General features: G+C 35.1%; 15 protein-coding genes and 1 pseudogene. 15 read left to right on the top strand and 1 reads right to left on the bottom strand.

Going from position 1 to position 17,671, the window contains the following annotated elements; all coding sequences use genetic code 11:
• Nucleotides 1-44 precede the first annotated feature (44 nt).
• The 13 genes and pseudogenes from coaBC to BFS35_RS04020 all read left to right on the top strand — a co-directional run bounded on the left by coaBC (nucleotide 45) and on the right by BFS35_RS04020 (nucleotide 14,772).
• A complete protein-coding gene (gene coaBC / locus BFS35_RS04080) occupies nucleotides 45-1,241 on the top strand; it encodes a bifunctional phosphopantothenoylcysteine decarboxylase/phosphopantothenate--cysteine ligase CoaBC (RefSeq protein ID WP_170137302.1) in 1,197 nt (398 codons plus the stop codon).
• Nucleotides 1,242-1,261: 20 nt separating this feature from the next.
• Nucleotides 1,262-3,615 (top strand): annotated as a pseudogene (gene priA / locus BFS35_RS04075) (primosomal protein N').
• Between the two features lie 25 nt (nucleotides 3,616-3,640).
• A complete protein-coding gene (locus BFS35_RS04070) occupies nucleotides 3,641-3,943 on the top strand; it encodes a hypothetical protein (protein WP_099577591.1) in 303 nt (100 codons plus the stop codon).
• A gap of 32 nt (nucleotides 3,944-3,975) precedes the next feature.
• Complete coding sequence (locus BFS35_RS04065; RefSeq protein WP_158554249.1) at nucleotides 3,976-4,299, top strand: hypothetical protein; 324 nt, start codon at nucleotides 3,976-3,978, stop codon at nucleotides 4,297-4,299.
• A 184-nt stretch (nucleotides 4,300-4,483) separates the two neighbouring features.
• Entirely contained in the window at nucleotides 4,484-4,684 is a 201-nt protein-coding gene (locus tag BFS35_RS04060; RefSeq protein ID WP_099577595.1) for a hypothetical protein, read from the top strand.
• Nucleotides 4,685-5,858: 1,174 nt separating this feature from the next.
• Nucleotides 5,859-6,347, top strand: coding sequence for a peptide deformylase (gene def, locus BFS35_RS04055; protein ID WP_099577597.1), 489 nt, complete (start codon nucleotides 5,859-5,861; stop codon nucleotides 6,345-6,347).
• A complete protein-coding gene (gene fmt, locus BFS35_RS04050; protein WP_099578580.1) occupies nucleotides 6,334-7,272 on the top strand; it encodes a methionyl-tRNA formyltransferase in 939 nt (312 codons plus the stop codon). Before def ends, fmt begins: the two co-directional genes overlap by 14 nt.
• Nucleotides 7,262-8,572 carry a 16S rRNA (cytosine(967)-C(5))-methyltransferase RsmB gene (rsmB, locus tag BFS35_RS04045; protein ID WP_099577599.1) on the top strand — a complete coding sequence of 437 codons (1,311 nt, stop codon included), beginning with the start codon at nucleotides 7,262-7,264 and terminating at the stop codon, nucleotides 8,570-8,572. The genes fmt and rsmB overlap by 11 nt, the downstream gene beginning before the upstream one ends.
• Before the next feature lie 2 nt (nucleotides 8,573-8,574).
• Complete coding sequence (gene rlmN, locus BFS35_RS04040) at nucleotides 8,575-9,666, top strand: dual-specificity RNA methyltransferase RlmN (protein WP_099577601.1); 1,092 nt, start codon at nucleotides 8,575-8,577, stop codon at nucleotides 9,664-9,666.
• Nucleotides 9,667-9,670: 4 nt separating this feature from the next.
• A complete protein-coding gene (locus tag BFS35_RS04035; protein WP_099577603.1) occupies nucleotides 9,671-10,408 on the top strand; it encodes a Stp1/IreP family PP2C-type Ser/Thr phosphatase in 738 nt (245 codons plus the stop codon).
• Nucleotides 10,409-12,466, top strand: coding sequence for a Stk1 family PASTA domain-containing Ser/Thr kinase (gene pknB / locus BFS35_RS04030; protein ID WP_099577605.1), 2,058 nt, complete (start codon nucleotides 10,409-10,411; stop codon nucleotides 12,464-12,466).
• Between the two features lie 110 nt (nucleotides 12,467-12,576).
• Nucleotides 12,577-13,443, top strand: a complete 867-nt coding sequence (locus BFS35_RS04025) for a hypothetical protein (RefSeq protein ID WP_099577607.1) — start codon at nucleotides 12,577-12,579, stop codon at nucleotides 13,441-13,443.
• 51 nt (nucleotides 13,444-13,494) lie between these two features.
• Nucleotides 13,495-14,772, top strand: a complete 1,278-nt coding sequence (locus tag BFS35_RS04020; protein WP_099577609.1) for a cytochrome P450 — start codon at nucleotides 13,495-13,497, stop codon at nucleotides 14,770-14,772.
• A 41-nt stretch (nucleotides 14,773-14,813) separates the two neighbouring features.
• Here BFS35_RS04020 and BFS35_RS04015 read toward each other — a convergent pair whose 3' ends face one another.
• Nucleotides 14,814-15,122, bottom strand: coding sequence for a rhodanese-like domain-containing protein (locus BFS35_RS04015; RefSeq protein WP_099577611.1), 309 nt, complete (start codon nucleotides 15,120-15,122; stop codon nucleotides 14,814-14,816).
• A 90-nt stretch (nucleotides 15,123-15,212) separates the two neighbouring features.
• Between BFS35_RS04015 and BFS35_RS04010 the strand changes: the two genes are divergently transcribed.
• A complete protein-coding gene (locus BFS35_RS04010) occupies nucleotides 15,213-15,536 on the top strand; it encodes a hypothetical protein (RefSeq protein ID WP_099577613.1) in 324 nt (107 codons plus the stop codon).
• Nucleotides 15,537-15,627: 91 nt separating this feature from the next.
• A complete protein-coding gene (locus BFS35_RS04005) occupies nucleotides 15,628-17,610 on the top strand; it encodes a KUP/HAK/KT family potassium transporter (protein ID WP_099577615.1) in 1,983 nt (660 codons plus the stop codon).
• Nucleotides 17,611-17,671 lie beyond the last annotated feature (61 nt).

The following is a 17,671-nucleotide window of genomic DNA, read 5'->3' as shown; positions in this document are numbered from 1 at the left end:
AAGACTGACAAATTAATTTTTGTCAGTTTTTTTACTAGGAGGAAATCATGAAAATAATATTAGGTGTAACAGGTGGTATTGCAGCATATAAAGCGATTGACTTAACGAGCAAACTGACACAGGCTGGTCATGAAGTACGTGTGATTATGACGGAGGGTGCATTGGAATTTGTAACACCACTGGCATTTCAGGCATTGAGTCGAAATCCTGTGTATACAGATATCTTTAAAGAACATAATCCAGCTGAAATTCAACATATTAGTCTCACTGATTGGGCAGACTGTATGGTAATCGCACCTATTACCGCATCAACTATTGGTAAGATAGCACATGGTATCAGTGATAATATGCTTACTGCAACGTATTTAGCATATACTGGACCTGTATATATTGCACCTGCGATGAACGCTAAGATGTATGATCATCCTGCTGTGATAGAGAATTTAAAGACGTTACATGAAAGAGGCGTTCAAATTATTGAGCCAGGCGCAGGTTTTCTTGCATGTGGATATATTGCAAAGGGACGTATGAGTGAACCGATTGATATTATGAACATTATCACTGCAAAACAGCAATTGAAACAAGTTGAACAGGATTTAACAGGTAAAAGTGTGCTAATTACAGCTGGTCCTACCATTGAGAAAATAGATCCGGTGCGATATTTAACAAATCGTTCTTCTGGCAAAATGGGGTACAGTTTAGCTGAAGCGGCAAGTGTACGCGGTGCGCATGTCACGTTAATTTCAACAGATTTACCACTAGATGTTCCACAAGGCGTAAATCATATCAAAATTGAAAGTGCTGAAGATATGTTCAATGCAGTAAAAGATAACATGGATAAAGCTGATATTATAATCAAAGCAGCAGCAGTTGCAGATTATACGCCTGTTGAAGTGTATGATCAGAAGCTTAAGAAAAAAGACGGTGATTTAACGATTACATTTAAACGTACACAAGACATTCTAATGTATATCGGGACACATAAAACGCATCAATATGTTATCGGATTTGCAGCTGAAACCGAACAGGTTGAAAAGTATGCACGTGGCAAACTCGTTAAGAAAAATGCAGATGTCATTATTGCAAATAACGTTGGTGATAAAACGATTGGTTTCAAGTCAGATGATAATGCAGTAACGATGTATTTTAAAGATGGAAGTGAAGCATCGATTGAAAAACAGCCGAAATTAGGTGTTTCTCACGAAATATTAACACAAGTGATAAAGAAGGGATTTAATTGATTGCTAAAGTAATCGTTGATGTGAATAGCAAACGGGTTGACAGATTATTTGATTATCTTATACCCGATCATCTTGAATCACATATTGTTCCTGGCATGCGTGTCGTCGTTCCCTTTGGACCTCGGAAAGTACAAGGTTATGTGATCGCATTAAGTACGACTGCTGAATTTGATAAATTAAAACCGATCATCAGTGTACAGGATTATGTACCGGAGTTGACACAGGAACTGATTGAATTAAGTGAATGGATGAGTTACACACATGTTTCAAAACGTATCGCAGTACTTGATGCAATGCTGCCAGCTGCTTTAAAAGGAAAATATAAGAAGATATTACGTGTCGTAAATGACGAGGATATACCGCAAGATTTAATAAAATATTTTAACAATGATCAATTATATTTAGAGCGTGCACAAGAATTAGAAATGATGCCGATACTTTCCCCATTTATTGAAAACGGAAGTATCGTAGAAGATATTGAAGTGACTCAGAAAAATAAGGTGAAGAAATTACTAGGTGTAAAGCTCGCTCCAGGTGTCGATTATGAATCATCGGCAAAAAATGATAAGCAGCTTGCAGCCTGTGAAGAAGTACTATCGAACCGTGAAGGATTAACATTTGTTGAATTGGAAGCACGAGGTATTTCAAAAGGGGTATGTAATACACTTATAAAGAACGGTGTGTTCGAAAAAGTCGAACTAGAACAAATGCGAGATCCATTTGCACATAAAGTATTTTTTGAAGATGATAAGAAACAACTGCTTCCTGAACAGCAAACTGCGTATAACGCAATTCACGAAGTTTATGAAAATAAAAAAGCTGAGACATTTTTACTACATGGTGTTACCGGTTCAGGTAAGACAGAAGTATATTTACAGCTGATTAGCGATGTATTAGATAATAATCAGCAGGCGATTGTGCTTGTCCCTGAAATTGCTTTAACACCTCAAATGGTTGACCGCTTTAAATCACGATTTGGCGATGAAGTGGCAGTATTACATTCAGGACTATCAAGTGGTGAACGATATGATGAGTGGCGTAAAATTAAAAATCAGACTGCAAGTGTGTCAGTCGGTGCTCGAAGTAGTATATTCGCACCATTTAAAGATGTCGGTATCATCATCATCGACGAAGAACATGAAACGACATATAAACAAGAAGATTATCCAAGATATCATGCACGAGAGATAGCAGAATGGCGTGCGAAATATCATCAATGCCCACTCGTATTAGGAAGTGCGACACCATCACTAGAAAGTTATGCAAGAGCTGAAAAGGGCGTCTATACGAAGCTTGAAATGTTAACGCGTGCGAATCAACAGGCGATGCCTGAAATGTATATTGCCAATATGCGTGATGAACTGGCAAATGGCAATCGATCGATGTTCTCTGAAATTTTGCGTGAAAAGATACAGGAAAAAATCGATAAAGATGAACAGGTCGTTCTATTTTTAAATCGACGAGGACATGCGCAATTTATGTTATGCCGAGATTGTGGTCATGTGCCCATGTGTCCGAACTGTGATATCAGTCTGACTTATCATAAGTTTACCGATGATTTGAAATGTCATTACTGTGGATATAAGGAACCACCAGTAAATGTATGTCCAAGCTGTGGAAGTGAACATATCCGTGAGATGGGTGTTGGGACACAAAAAGTTGAAGAAATTATTTATGAGACATTTCGTGATGCGAAAGTATCCGCATGGATAATGATACGACAAGAAAGAAAGGATCTCATGAAAAACTGCTTGAGCAGTTTAAACGAAAAGAAGCGAATATATTACTTGGTACCCAGATGATTGCAAAAGGCTTAGACTTTCCTGATATTACACTCGTTGGTGTATTAAATGCAGACACGATGCTGAATCTACCCGATTTCCGTGCAAGCGAGAAAACGTATCAATTACTTACACAAGTATCCGGACGTGCCGGAAGAAGCACGAAAAGTGGGGAAGTCGTCATTCAGACATACAATCCAGAGCATTATGCCATTCAATATGCAGTAGCAAATAATTACCACGGTTTCTATAAAGAAGAAATGACGTATCGTAGATTAGGGAAGTATCCACCGTATTTTTATATGGTGTATCTGAATTTTAGTCATTACGATTTAAGGAAAGTACTACTCGAAAGTAAACATATACATCAAATATTATTACAACATTTGACGCCGGGCAGTTATGTATTAGGGCCTGCACCAAGTCCGATTGCACGCATTAACAACCAGCACCGTTTCCAGATTATGATTAAGTTTAAGTCGGAACCGGAATTACTGAAAGCATTGAACTACCTTGATGATTATTATCATGAACAGTTTATGAAAGATAAGTTTACGCTGCATATAGATATTAATCCATATATGATGATGTGATTATATGGACAAAATTGCTTGAAATATGTATTTATTACTTATAATAAGTATGATAATCGAGCAAAAAGAGGCTCTTGAGCGTTACAAAGATAAATCTAATACAAATATGCAGATACTAAAAGAATGCTTAAGACACTACTCTAAAAACGAACAGAGGGATATTAAACGTTATCTAATATCAAACGGTAATTATGGCAGAATTGATTTAATTGAACAGTTAAGAAAAGATATATTTGAGTATCGTCTTAATGGCTTTTTAGAGCGTGATACAGAGCAATTTAAAGCAGAGGATATAAAAACCTATGGAAAGTGTTTGATTGCAGTATGAGTAAGGAAAAACGGGAATTAAAGAAGTACATATTGAACTATCACAAACAAATTGAAGATGTTGAAATTGATGATCATATGTTGGAAGATGAACAATTTTTCTCTTTAGATGATGTAACTGATGTAGATTACAATGATGCACTTGAACAGGATACTAATATAGCAGATTCAAATACTATTAATGTGCTGATTGAGAAAATTCAAGAGGTGACAACTGAAAGAGAAGAGGCTATATTTATATGCTTCTTGCAGGGTAAGGATATGGAAGAGATTAAACGTATATTTATGCTTGGTGAGGCAATGCTTAATAAACATCTTGATAAAGTGATTGATAAAGTGATAGAGGGTAGCCATTAAATTGGTTATCCTCTTTTTAATGGTGATAAATGTTGATTTGGGTGATAGTCAGATAGCCAATGATTACCGGTATAATAGTAGTTTACAGTGTGATAAGACATTTCATATTCACTATTATGATTTGCCAATCATTTTCCATTCCATTAAGATTATTGTAATAAATAAATTCAATGGAGGGCTTATAGTGAATAATGTATTTTTCAAATCTAAACTACTTATTTCATTAGCAATAATCGGGATATTATTTGGTATTCTCGGTGTCATTCTAGCAATTTATAAAAGTGAGTATGCATTGATCCCAACATTAATATGTGCATTAATACCTATACTTTTTGTACATTACTATGATAGTGAAGAAAAAAAGTATTATGAAAATCACAAATAACCACATTGTATAAATAGCAATGTGGATTTCTTATGCCAAAATTTAAAACACTTTTCTTGCAATCACCCACTAACTAAAAGTTATCGTGTAAAAAGGGATGTCAGAACACTGTAATTTACATAAATCATTGAAAAACAATCTTTATTTCATTAAGATGATTGTAATGGAAGATAATTCTAAATGATATTACTTTGTGAAAGGGATGTTATTTTGAATAATAAAAGCTACAAACTAAAAGAATTAGATGTAATTTTGATGGTAGTTTGTATGGGAATAGGTGCGTTTCTAGGGTTATTAGCATATACACAAAACTGGTTAGGATAATGTTTAGGTACAATTAATTTATAATAAGGTGGTTAATATGCAATTTTTTATAATGATGATTTGTTTCTTATGTTTAATACCTCAAATAGTAGAAGTGATAAATAAGAAAAAAAAGACAATAACCTGATATGCACCCTATAAAGTTTTCACTTTTAAAGTGTCTAATTGACAGGGTGATGTTCAACCACCCACAACAATAGTTGTAGAAACACAAAAAACTACAAAAAAACGACAATAAAACTACAATAGATAATATCCAATGAAATATAAAACTACAGATAGGGTGCTTTAAACCCTTGATAACACTGTATTTTACATTTTATCGGATGTTATTTTTTCGCTATACGTGATACATATATGATGATGTGATGTGATTTGTAAAGTTGTGACGGAAACGGTAGTATTTCAAAAATACAGCCGCTTCCGCAAAGAAAAAATCAACATCACATGAGTAAACGGTAGTATTTCAAAAATACAGCCGCTTCCGTAAAGAAAAAATCAACATCACATGAGTAAACGGTAGTATTTCAAAAATACAGCCGCTTCCGTAAAGAAAAAGTCAACATCACATGAGTAAGCGGTAGTATTTCAAAAATACAGCCGCTTTCGCAAAGAAAAAGTCAACATCACATGAGTAAGCGGTAGTATTTCAAAAATACAGCCGCTTCTGCATCACAAAATCAAACCCCACACCCCAACATTTTGTATATAACCGCAAAATATAGTAAAATGACACTAAACACTCTCTTTAGCCAAAGTTAAAGAGAGTTTTATCATTCAAACGAATATATCGCAATCTTAAGCAAAATAAAGTAAAATAAAATGATTGAATAAAAAAGGAGCAAGTCCATTGATTAAACCATTAATAGATAAAAATGATGCATTACTGCATAGAGAAGTTAAAGATGTAACGGCTTTTGACAATAGTCTAAAAGCTTTGATTCAGGATTTAGAAGATAGTTTATACCATTATAATGGTGTAGGGATCGCAGCCCCTCAAATTGGTGTCGATTTAAAAGTTGCACTTGTAGATATGGAACAGGATGGTATTTTACAGCTCGTAAATCCAGAGATTACTTATTACTCGGAAGATAAAGAGAGTGATGTTGAGGGTTGTTTATCGGTGCCAGATGTATTTGGTATGGTTGATCGTTCAACAGAAATTGTTGTAAAAGCAAATGATTTAGAAGGTAATGAAATTGAAATGACGGCATATGATGATATCGCGCGTATCATTCAACATGAAGTTGATCATCTGTACGGTACAATGTTTACAGATAAAGTAACGCGTTACATATCTGAAGAAGAGCTGGAGGCGATGTATGATGAAGAAGCCTAATATTATTTTTATGGGAACACCTGACTTTTCAGCACCTATTTTAAAAGCAGTTCACGATGCATATGGTGTAGCGCATGTCATCACGCAACCGGACAAACCAGTTGGTCGTAAAAGAGTCCTTACAGCACCGCCTGTGAAAGTTCAGGCAACAGAACTTGGGATTGAAGTTTATCAACCGGAAAAGATGACAAGTGATGAAGCTTATGAATATGTTCAAAACTTAAATCCAGATCTTATTATTACAGCTGCTTATGGTCAATTGTTACCTGAGCGTGTGCTTGAAATTCCTCGACTTGGTTGTATAAATGTACATGCTTCATTGTTACCGAAATATCGTGGAGGTGCACCGATTCATAAAGCCATCATCAATGGTGAAAGAGAATCAGGTGTTACTATTATGTACATGGCAAAAAAACTAGATGCTGGTGATATGATTGCTCAAGTTGTTGTACCAATTGAACAAAATGATACAGTTGGCACATTACATGACAAATTAAGTACAGCAGGTACGAAATTGTTACTACAGACTTTACCGGATATATTTGCAGAAACAAATGACAGAATACCGCAAGATCACGACGCCGCAACGTTTGCTTCAAACGTCAGTCGTGATGAAGAATTTGTTTCTTTTGATCGAACTAGTCAAGCGGTTCATGATCATATCCGTGGGTTAAGTCCATGGCCAGTCGGTTTTGCTAAACTTGATGGACAAAACATGAAACTTTGGATGTCTGAAATTGTGGATGGTTCAGGACAACCTGGTGAAATAATAAGTGCAGATAATAAAGGGATTAAAGTGGCGACAAACGACGGTGCAGTGTTGCTCACTGAAGTTCAACCGGCTGGCAAGAAACGAATGAATGCCGGTAGTTACGTTGCAGGATTAAAACAAACGATTGTGGGGCAGACATTTAATGGAGCATAAACGTAGTGTTAGATATATTGCCTTAGAAATTTTGGATCAGGTTTTAACGGATGGTGGCTATAGCAATTTGCTTATTAATGAAGCGATTAAAGAAGGTTATGTTGAACCTGTTGATAGAGCTTTACTCACAGAACTTGTTTATGGTACTTTACAACATAAATTAACGCTTGAGTTTTACATTGAGCCTTTTATAAAAGCAAATATAAAAGGGTGGATGCGTCGCTTACTATTAATGAGTGTTTATCAGGCTGTATATTTAGACAAAGTACCAGATCATGCGATTATTAATGAAGCGGTAGAAATTACAAAGCAACGTGGCTCAATTAGTGGTGCAAATACAATGAATGCTATTTTGCGTAACTTCCAGCGTAGTGAATTACGTGATTTTGCTGAAATTAAAGATGACCTAAAACGTTTAAGTGTTGAAACAAGTACACCGCTTTGGTTAATCAAACACTGGAATACACATTTCGGTTACGATAAAACACGTGCGATGGCGGAAGAATTTCTGACGTATCCTGATACAACGGTGCGTGTTAATACGACAAAAATTACGATTGAAGAAGCAATTCAGCGATTACAGGATGAAGGCTATACTGTTGAACAGTCAGAGATTATTCCGGAATGTCTAGCGATTGATGGGCCGCCTATCGTACAGAATCCATTGTTTAAACATGGTTTCTTAAGCGTTCAGGATGCATCAAGTATGCTTGTTGCAAATGTGTTAGATCCACAAGAGGGAGAAACAATCCTTGATACATGTAGTGCTCCTGGTGGTAAGTCTTGTCATATCGCTGAAAAGATGAACCGTACGGGACGCGTCATCAGTCACGATGTCTATCCGCATAAGATAGATTTGATTAAATATAATATCAATCGTTTAAGTTTACGCAATATAGAACCTTCAGTACATGATGCATTACTACCGTTTGAAGGAGAGTATGATAGAGTACTCGTTGATGCACCTTGCTCAGGATTTGGTGTCATTAAGCGTAAACCTGAGATTAAATATGAAAAGACACCTAAAGATATTGATACACTGTGGCCGATGCAATTAGAAATACTCACGAATGCCAGTAAAGTTGTAAAACCAGGTGGTCTCTTAGTATACTCAACATGTACGATAGAACAGATGGAAAATGATAACGTTGTCTATTCATTTATAAAACAGAATCCAGATTTCGAGATTGAACCGATAAAATTACCAGTATTAGGTGAACATAAACTATTGCAAATTTTACCGCAAGACTTAAAGTCTGACGGATTCTTTATTGCAAAGTTAAGAAGGAAGAGTGAATAATTATGGCTTTATTAGAAAAGAAGAATAAAAAATTTATGCCCAATTTTGAAAAACCGTCAATCTACTCATTACAATTGGATGAGTTAAAAGATTGGTTAGCAGATCACAAACAACAATCATTTAGAGCGAAACAAATCTTTGACTGGCTATACGTTAAACGTGTAACCAGTTTCGAAGATATGACGAACTTATCAAAAGAATTACGCGAAGTGCTAGAAAGCAACTTTACGATGACGACTTTAAAAACAGTCGTTAAACAGGAAAGTAAGGATGGAACAATTAAGTTCTTATTTGAACTACAAGACGGATATACAATTGAAACTGTATTAATGCGCCACGATTACGGTAATTCTGTCTGTGTTACGACACAAGTTGGATGTCGTATCGGCTGTACCTTCTGTGCTTCAACGTTAGGTGGCTTAAAACGTAATTTAGAAGCTGGTGAAATCGTTGCTCAAGTACTTGCAGTGCAACAAGCGTTGGATTTAACAGAAGAACGTGTAAGTCACGTTGTTATTATGGGTATCGGAGAACCATTCGAAAACTACGAAGAAATGATGGACTTTTTAAAGATTATTAACCATGATGATGGATTAAACATTGGCGCACGTCATATCACAGTTTCTACTTCTGGTATCATACCAAGAATCTATGATTTCGCGGATGAGGCATTACAAATTAACTTTGCATTAAGTCTACACGGTCCTAATAATGATATTAGAAGTCGTTTAATGCCGATTAACCGTGCATATGATCTAGAGAAGTTAATGGAATCAATTGAATACTATGTGAATAAGACAGGACGCCGTATCACTTTTGAATATGGTTTATTTGGTGGCGTGAATGATCAGGTACATCATGCGAAAGAGCTTGCTAAACTAATTAAACATTTAAACTGTCACGTAAATTTAATTCCGGTTAACCATGTACCGGAACGTGATTACGTACGTACTCCGAAAGAAGATATCTTTAAATTTGAAAAAGAATTAAAAAGAAATGGAATAAATGCTACAATTAGACGTGAACATGGTGCAGATATTGATGCTGCATGTGGACAATTACGCGCGAAAGAAAGAGCAGAAGAAACGAGGTAGTCATATGCACGCACGTTTTTTTACGGATATGGGACCGGTCAGACAACGCAATGAAGATGCTGGCGGAGTATATTACAATCATACTGGACAGATGCTCGTAGTTATTTGTGATGGTATGGGTGGACATAATGCAGGGGATGTAGCAAGTAATTTTGTTAATGATTTACTTGGTGCACGTTTTACAGAGGAAAACTATATTGAACGTCAAAATGCTGAAAGTTGGCTGAAAAGTAATATCTCGGATATTAATCGTCAACTTTATCAGCGAAGTCATGAAAATAATGAAAATCAAGGAATGGGTACTACTCTAGTTTGTGCTTTAATGTTCGACCATCAGGTTGTAATTGCGAACGTTGGTGATTCACGTGCTTATCTTATCAATGAGCGTGAAATGCGCCAGGTAACGCATGATCATACATTTGTAAATCATTTACTGATGGCTGGTGGTTTAACGAAAGAAGAGGCACGTAACCATCCTCAACGCAATGTTATCACAAAAGTAATGGGTTCAGACAAACGTATCCATCCGGATATGTTTGAATATAATTTCGACCGTTATGATTATCTTCTATTATCTTCTGATGGCCTAACTGATTATCTTGAAGAATCATACATACATGATATTATCAAGACACGTGAAAATGTTAAAGCAGCTGGAGAAGCATTGATTAATGCTTCTATAGAGGCAGGAGCACGTGATAATATATCTGTAGTACTTGTCCCTTTAAAAGGGGGCGAGTAAATGATTGGTACTATTATTAGTGATCGCTATAAATTAGTTAAATATATCGGTGGTGGTGGAATGAGTAGTGTATACCTCGCCGATGATATTATTTTAGATGCACAGGTCGCTGTAAAAATCATTAATGTTCCTCCTGTCGATGTTGATCGTGCAGTTAAGCGTTTTGAACGTGAAGTACAGAATGCAACGACATTATCTCATCCTAATATCGTTAAAGTGCTCGATGTAGATGAAGATGAACGTCATTATTATATGATTATGGAGTATATTGATGGCCCTACATTACATGAATACATACGTGAGAATGGTCCGTTAGATGTAAAAGAAGCTGTATTTTTCACGAAACAAATACTGCGTGGTATTGAACATGCGCATCAACATCGCATTATTCATCGTGATATAAAACCTCAAAATATTTTGATGACGCAATCAAAAGAGCTTAAAATCTCTGATTTTGGGATAGCACGCGCATTGAGTGAGACAGCATTGACGCATACGAACCACATTATGGGAAGTGTGCATTACTTGTCACCTGAACAAGCTAAAGGGAAACAAACGGATGAAGCAAGTGATATATATTCAATAGGTATCGTTTTATTTGAAATGTTAACCGGACATCCTCCTCATGAAGGTGAATCTGCAGTCGGTGTAGCGATTAAGCACATTCAGGAACAACTGCCATCTGTAATTGAAGAAAACCCAGCAGTACCACAAGCGCTTGAAAATATTATTTTAAAAGCAACGATGAAAGAAAAATATCAACGTTACCGTACAACGCAGGAAATGTATGATGATTTAAACACCTGCCTTGACGAAGAACGTTCAGAAGAACCTAAAATGATGATTGTTGACGATGCAACAAGAATGATTCCAGTTGTTCAGGCTGATGATACGATTGAAATGCATCCTGTTTCAACGATGCCAACGGAATCAGCAGAGGATCAAAATAATGATGAAATAGATAATCATGAATCGAAGAAGAAAAAGAGAAAATGGTGGTTATGGTTATTACCGTTATTACTAATTTTAGGTTTAGGAACGGCTATTGCTTATATGACCTTTGCACCAAAATATAGTGAAGTACCGGATATCAATGGTAAATCAATATCAGAAGCAACAAGTTTACTTGAACAAAATAATTTACGAAAAGGTCATGTTGATTATGTTTATAATGATTCATATGACGATGGTACTGTGATAGAATCTGACCCGATGATCGGAGAAAAAGTGAAAGAGTTATCACTAATAAATCTTACGGTATCAAAAGGTACTAAAAAGTTTATGTTCGAAGATTATGTGGGGCAGGATATCGCGAAGGTCAAGAAAAAATTAGAAAAGCAAGGTTTCAAATCAGTGAAAGTTAAGCAAGTCTATAATTATGAGAAGTCAGGCACGATTATTAAGCAAAATTTAAAGGGTAATAAAGAAGTGGTGCCTCAAGATACGAATGTTGTTTTTACAGTTTCAAAAGGCGTTGAAGAGATATTTGTACAGGATTATACGGGTCAATCCTTTGAAAAAGCCAAAGCAGAGCTTGAGCAGTTAGGTTTTGTCGTTAATGTGGTACAAGTAATATATTCTGATGACGTTGCAAAAGGTGATATTATTTCTCAGAATGTCCGTAACATAAAGTTCCCTTATGGATCAACAATAAATTTTGAAGTATCAAAAGGAAAAGAGAAAAAGAATACAGAAGAGAAAGTCACTACTGAAACACCAAAAGAAAAAGATAAGAAGTACATCGGAATGGTTAGTATTCCGTATAAAGGCAAAGAAGTGACGCCAACAACAGAAGCACCTGCTACAAATGAAGAAGGTGATACTGTAGAACAACCTTCTGAACCGCCTGCTACCGAAAAGATGCCACAACTTGTCGAGATTTTTATTAAAGATAAAAACAATGATATTTCAACAATCTATGAATCTTATGAAACAACAAAAGAAAGTAAGAAAAGATTAGTACTTACAGTTGAACCAGATACACAAGGTGCGATTATTATAAAAATTGATGGCAAGACGTATTTGCAGGAACAAATCGATTATGACGAAATTGAATAGTTTTTTAGACGGCATAGTAAATTCATTTTTTGCCGTCTTTTTATGCTTTTTATTTGTAATATTTAATAATTAAACCTATATTTTAAATATACACACAAGGGGGTCACGACATGTCATACCATTACCACGAAATATTTTCTGAAGTGAAAGAGAAAATAGCAGCACAGTATAATTTATCAGATGATGCTGCAAATACATTATATTTAAATATTATTAAAAATCTAGCACCGGACAATGACTATACTTTTCAACAGATTATGCTGGAATATTTAACTGAACTACAAATAAAAAGCCTGTTTTTCTTTCACAAAGATATGGTAGGACATAATGGCTTTTACGTAAAAAAACAAGGTGATGCATTAATCGTCACAGAAGTAAATGAAGATAATCGTCTCGTTGTTGGGGATGTTATTACAAAAATGAGTAATGATGAAATTAATATTCTTGAATCAAGATACAAAAAATTGTTATTTCATGAAGATGATAATAACCAGGACTGGACACATATTATTGCTAAACAATCACAACTTTCTATTTCACGTGGGGCAGAAGAATATACATTTGAGGTACAGCACTTCAATCAATTTCCAGAAAATACAGTAAGACGATATGACGGCTATCAGGTTGTTACAATCTATAATTTTGATGAAATGGTTACATATCAGCATGATTTACCTGTTATTTTAGATCTTCGTTATGCACGTGGTTTGCATACACATCAATATGCAGCTGATATTATCTTAATATCACCATTAACGAAAGGAAGTCCTGAATATTTTGCATCACAAAGTAATGCAAAGAAAATTGGAGAAAACTCTTTCGGTGCGGCAAACATCTTTAATACAATTGAATTTGATGACTTTGTATTCGTACATGGCACAGATGAAGAATTTGTAGTTCAACCGGATATGCATATAACGAATGAAGCAGAAAGTGATACAATATTGGAAGAGGCAAAACGAATAATTTTAAGTTAAATTTTTGTAATTTAGGGTATAGATAATTAATACTTATTAGGGGGAATCATCATGGCGAAAAGAATGCCAAAAGATAGAGGTCTTGATAATACTTTAACGATTATGAAAGAAGGATATGAATATATCCAGAATCGTACGAAAAAATTTAATTCTAACGTATTTGAAACCCGTGTTCTAGGTGGTAAACAAGCTGTTGTTATTAGCGGTAAACAAGCTGCTGAATTATTTTATGATAACGATAAGATTGAAAGATCTGGTACATTACCACCTCGTGTAGTTAAGACGTTATTTGGCAAAGGTGCGATACATACAACGACGGGCAAAAAGCATATTGATAGAAAAGCTTTATTTATGTCTTTAATGACAGATGAAAATTTAACATATTTACGAAAGTTAACGCGCAATTACTGGTTTCAGAATACGCAACGTATGCAGTTAATGGATGAAGTGAATGTATATAAAGAGTCTATTATTTTATTAACAAAAGTTGGCTTTAGATGGGCCGGTATTATTGAAACACCTGAAAATATTGAACAGCACGCAATGGATATGGATAAGATGATTGATTCATTTGGCGCAATCGGTTCACCATATAAAGGATATCGTGAAGCTAAAAAAGCACGTGCACGTGTAGAAGATTTCTTAGAAGAACAAATAATTAAGACACGAAAAGGTAAGATTCATCCGGAGCCAGGAAGTGCATTATATGAATTCAGTCATTGGGAAGATATGAACGGCAAACCAATGGATTCAAGACTTTGTTCAGTAGATTTAATGAACGTGATTCGACCACTTGTTGCAATTAACCGATTTGTAGCTTATGGTGTACTTGCGATGCATGAGTTTCCTGGAGAAAGAACGCGTGTTGCCCGTGATGATAATGATTATGCGTATAAGTTTGTACAGGAAGTTCGTCGTTATTATCCTTTCGTACCTTTCTTACCAGGTAAAGCTGCAAAGAATATAGAATTTGATGGCTATAAGATTAAGAAAGATACGATGATTATATTAGATGTATTTGGTACATTGCATAGAGAAGATACATTTAGCGAACCAGAACGATTTAATCCGTATCGTTTTGATAACTGGGATGGTAGTCCGTTTGATTTGATTCCTCAAGGTGGAGGAGACTATCATACGAATCATCGCTGTGCTGGGGAATGGATGACGATCATCATTATGGAAGAAACAATGAAATACTTCGCGCAGGAAATTAATTATGATGTGCCACCACAAGATTTTACTGTTGATCGTACGAAGTTACCAGGGCGTGTGAAATCAGGCATGATCATTAATAATGTAAGATTGAACATTGATCGTACTAAATAGAAATGTATTTAAAAACCGTGCTCGATTGAGCACGGTTATTTTTAATCTTCTATCTTTACTTCTCCAGTCCAGTCATCCATACCTTGTTCTGCAACAGTAACGTTGTAACCTTTTTCTTCCAAATACTGACCAGCTTTCATCGCACGGCCACCTTTTTTACAAATAATAATATATTCAACATCTTTAGCAAGAGCAACCGATTGCGTTTCAATTTCCGAAAGTGGAAGATGCGTAGCTTCAGGAATATGACCTGCTACAAACTCATCTAATTCTCTTACATCAAGTATAACTGCATCTGTTCCAGTATTTATTGTATCCTGTATTGCGTCTAATGTGATTGTTTTTGTCATTTGTTTCACTCCATTCTTCATTTATAGTAATATCATACATATATTTAGTGCATTTATAAAATAATAAGAAAATAATAAGGGAGATTATTCATGATATATTTTACGAAACCATTTAAAAACTTAGAAGATTTTATTGTTGAAAAGCAGGATCAGTTTCAGGCAATGATAGATCAGCTTCAATTGATGGTGATATTGGGATTTTCTAGTCTAGTTATCTTGATGTTATCGATATTATTCTTCAACTATAAGATTTATCGTCGTATGAGTCAGTCACATATTGATCGAATAAAGCTGGAAGTAGAAAGAGAATTACTTAAAAAATACGATTTAGAATTAAAGCCGGAATATAAAGAAAATCTTGGTAAAACATATAAAAATATTGATCGTAAAAACGAGAAACTGGGTAATCAATAAGTGTTAAAAAATTTTTTTGTAATATGCTTTAAATGAGAGTGAAATGCAAGAATCGGTTGAAATCGATAAGTAAATGATTAGAGGTGCGATAATGCATATAAATCAGAATAAAAAAGTGAATATAGGGATGCTGTTAATCGCCCTTGGTATTGTATATGGCGATATAGGAACATCACCTTTATATGTTATGAAAGCAATTGTATCTGTTAACGGAGGATTAGCACATTTAACAAGAGAATATATTTTAGGATGTCTATCACTTGTTATATGGACGCTCACGATGCTGACAACGATAAAGTACGTGATGATTTGTATGCGTGCGGATAACCAGGGTGAAGGTGGTATATTTAGTCTATATACACTCGTACGCAAGCAGAAGAAATGGTTACTTGTTCCGGCGATCATCGGTGGTGCTGCTTTACTCGCCGACGGTATTTTGACACCTGCAGTTACTGTGACATCAGCTATCGAAGGACTACAGGAAATTCCTTATTTTTATCATAGTTTCGCATCTGATCAGAATAATATTATTATGATTGTTATCGCGATTATTACGGCTATATTTTTTGCTCAACGATTTGGTACAGGAAGTATCGGTAAAATCTTTGGGCCGGTGATGCTGTTATGGTTTTCGATGATGGGTATATTCGGAACGATTCAGCTTGTACAGGATTTATCTGTTTTAGAAGCTTTTAATCCATTACTTGGCATTAAAATATTATTTAGTCCTGACAATAAGATGGGATTATTAATTTTAGGGACAGTATTTTTATGTGCGACTGGTGCAGAAGCACTTTATTCAGATATGGGACATGTCGGTAAAAAGTCAATTTACTACACATGGCCATTTGTAAAAATAATGTTGATTTTAAGCTATCTTGGACAGGGTGCCTGGACAATTCAGCATATTGGAGATACAAAGCATCTAGAAGAAATTAATCCATTTTTTCAGATTATGCCTGAGTCTTTCATTCTTTATGGTGTATTAATGGCGACATTTGCTGCAATCATTGCATCGCAAGCTTTAATTACTGGAGCATACACTTTAGTTTCTGAAGCAATCCATTTAAAGTTTATGCCTAAACTGGATATTAAATATCCTTCGACAGTAAAAGGTCAAATGTATATTCCATCTGTGACAGCAGTGATCTGGTTTTTATGTATACTTGTTGTCCTGTATTTTAAAACGAGTGTCAACATGGAAGCAGCTTATGGATTAAGTATTACTGTCACAATGATGATGACAACAATTTTACTTTCTTACTATCTTAAAAAGAAACAAGTCAATACATTGTTATTATATTTAACGATTTGCTTCTTCTTTATATTTGAATTCGCATTCTTTATCTCAAGTCTGGCAAAATTCATGCATGGTGGTTATGTAGCAGTGCTTATTTCTTGTTTGATCATATTTATCATGATCGTTTGGTATAACGGTTATCTGATAAAAGATAAACAGTCACATGATGTTGCGATCGATGAATATTTAGGACAACTGAAGTCATTAAAACAAGATCGTAGTATACCGAAATTTGCGACTAATTTAGTTTACTTAACGACCAATGAAGAGGATCGTATGATAGAGAAACAAGTGATTAAGTCTATATTAGACGGTCGACCAAAACGTGCTGATGTGTATTGGTTTGTGAATGTAAAGGTTAGTGACGAACCATTCCAGGTCAACTATCGTATAGAAAACTTTAATACTGACTCAATATTTAAAGTTCAATTAATATTAGGATTTAGAATGCACCAGAACGTCAATTACTACATCAAGAACATTGCCAGAACTTTAGTTAAAACGAAACAGATGAAAGAACAGTTCAGACCGTATGGTACAAATAATCTGCGTGTCATCAGTGACTTTAAATTTGTAGTACTTAAAGATGAAGTATTACTGGATGGCGATCTATTATGGTACGAAAGACTTATTCTGCAATGGAAGATCGCGATTAAAAGATTTACTGCATCACCGGTGAAGTGGTTTGAACTACCTTCAAATGAAGTAATGTATGAAACGATACCGCTGACTACACCGATGACAAAAATGATTCCGATGAAACGAATCGATTAATTATAAAGTATTTTAAAGTAATGGGACATTTAATAGTCCTGTTGCTTTTTTTTTAGAAAAA

It is taken from the genome of Macrococcoides goetzii (genome assembly GCF_002742385.2).
Lineage (GTDB): Bacteria > Bacillota > Bacilli > Staphylococcales > Staphylococcaceae > Macrococcoides > Macrococcoides goetzii.
Note: the sequence above shows the minus strand (reverse complement) of the source record. Positions and strands in the feature narration are given on the sequence as shown.